Consider the following 2124-nt stretch of genomic DNA (forward strand, 5'->3'; position numbering starts at 1 on the left):
CTGCACTCCAGGGCGCCTTCGGTGCCGGAGCCGAGGCGCGGCACGGATTATTAGCGGTGATGCCTACTTGTGCTGGCCTTCCTTGGCGAGGACGTAGTCATAGACCACTTCTTCGCCGGCGCCGCCATCCGTGCGCGGCTTTGGGTCCAGCATCAGTTCGGGCTTGACTGCCGAGGCGATGTCGTCCGCGTTGTGCGGGTCACCGGGGAAGTACAACTGCTGGGTTACAGGCTGGAAGCCGGGCGCGGAGACCTTGATGTGGATGTGAGCAGGGCGCCAGGCGTGCCAGCCGGCCGCGTCGATCAGCTGCCCGCAGGCCCCGTCCATAGGAATCTGGTAAGGGGCTGGCCGCATGGTATTGATTTCAAAGCGACCGTCGTCGTCTGCCTTGATAGTGCCCCGGAGGAGCCAATCGGGGAGACCCGGAGCGTACTGCGAGTAGAACCCGGCGCTGTCCGCATGCCAAATCTCCACCTGCGCGCTCTGGATGGGGCTGCCCTCCGTATCGGTGAAGCGGCCGGAGAAGCGCAGCGGCGTGCCCTCCTCATTGTCGCGCATTTCCACGGTCGCAGGGGTCTGGAGTTCAGGGGAGCCGGGAACGTAGTACGGTCCCTCGATGGTACCCACGGTGCCCGGGCGGTCCTGGGAGTTCACGTCCTCCACAGAGTGCTCCAGCCAAACGTCGAGGAACAGAGGCCATTCACCGTCGGTTCCGACCTTGATGAGCCAGGCCTTAAGCGCGTTGTATTCCTCGTAGGTGACCTCATGTTCGACGACGATGTCGTTTGCGGCTTTGATGAGGGCGCCGGCCAGCAGGCTCACTCGCTCCTTCGGCACATCAACGTGTGCAAGCTTGCCGGAGGCGGTGAAGCGTTCAGTGGCCTTGGAGCCGGCTTCGACGGCGGTGCCCTCGTCCTCTTTACGGGTGTCTGCTTGGGTCTCGGTCATGGTGATGTCCATACTCCTCTTTGAATAAGGGACAGGATCGGCTCCTGAACCCGTTGCGAGCCTTTAGCGGCAGGGTCTGAACCTGTCGCGACGCAGTCCGCGTGATGTCCGTCTCATCGTAGGCTCGGAATAAGGACGCTACAAATATCGATTCGGGCAGTTTTCTGTCATTAACCAGACATAAAGACACCCTTGGCCAAACCTAGGTGTTTGCCTGATGTGAGTGTGATCACGCTGGGGCAGACTTGCACGACAACGTCCCCTGGGCACCGCGGGTTGGCCCGGACGTTCCGCCCATCCGTCCAGCACTCTCCAATGAAGGAGCACGTCATGACCGAGAACCTGGCCCATGTCCGCGAGGTCCTTGCCGACGCCGTGATCGACGACCGCGAGAACGGCGTCATCCGTGCCAAGCGCGAAATCTTCACCGATGAAGAGGTCTTCGAGCTGGAGATGAAACACATCTTCGAAGGCAACTGGGTATATCTCGCCCACGAATCCCAGATCCCCAACGTGGGGGACTACTTCACCACCAGCATCGGCCGCACTCCCGTGGTGATCACCCGCGACAAGGACGAAAACCTCAACTGCATCGTCAACGCCTGCTCACACCGTGGCGCGATGCTGTGCCGCCGCAAGACGGACAACCGCACCACTTTCACCTGCCCTTTCCACGGCTGGACGTTCAAGAACTCCGGCGAGCTGTTGAAGGTGAAGGACTCACGCAATGCGGGCTACCCCGAGACCTTCAACAAAGAAGGCTCCCACGACCTCACCAAGGTGGCCCGCTTCGAGTCCTACCGCGGCTTCCTCTTTGGTTCCCTGAAGGCTGACGTGCTCCCGCTCGAAGAGCACCTGGGTGACGCCACCAAGGTGATCGACTCGATCGTGGACCAGTCCCCGGAGGGACTCGAGGTGCTGCGGGGGTCCTCCACCTACACCTACGACGGCAACTGGAAGGTGCAGGCCGAGAACGGCGCCGACGGCTACCACGTCACCGCTGTGCACTGGAACTATGCGGCCACGACAGCCCGCCGCACCGCCGGCGACTCCGCGAACAAGACGAAAGCCATGGACGCCGGCAAATGGGGCAAAGTCAAGGGCGGTTTCTATTCCTACGACCACGGACACCTGCTGCTGTGGCAGGAATGGACAAACCCCGAGGACCGCCCGCTG

The 2124-nt window shown here is 62.0% G+C and carries 2 protein-coding genes; one reads left to right on the forward strand and one right to left on the reverse strand.

Annotated elements, in window-relative coordinates; all coding sequences use genetic code 11:
• Nucleotides 1-63: 63 nt before the first annotated feature.
• Nucleotides 64-960 (reverse strand): catechol 1,2-dioxygenase, encoded by an 897-nt coding sequence (gene catA, locus AB4Y86_RS17460; protein ID WP_441403427.1) that lies wholly within the window; start codon nucleotides 958-960, stop codon nucleotides 64-66.
• 318 nt (nucleotides 961-1278) lie between these two features.
• On the opposite strand from catA, the gene AB4Y86_RS17465 reads away from it, so the two are divergent.
• On the forward strand, nucleotides 1279-2124 hold an 846-nt coding region (locus AB4Y86_RS17465; RefSeq protein ID WP_441403428.1), incomplete at its 3' end, for a Rieske 2Fe-2S domain-containing protein.

This window comes from Arthrobacter sp. 2YAF22_2, from assembly GCF_052114645.1.
In the GTDB taxonomy this organism is placed as follows: domain Bacteria; phylum Actinomycetota; class Actinomycetes; order Actinomycetales; family Micrococcaceae; genus Arthrobacter.

Bases quoted from the DNA above. Each gene is read 5' to 3' on its own strand.
- catA (WP_441403427.1), bottom strand. From the start codon at position 960: ATGGACATCACCATGACCGAGACCCAAGCAGACACCCGTAAAGAGGAC.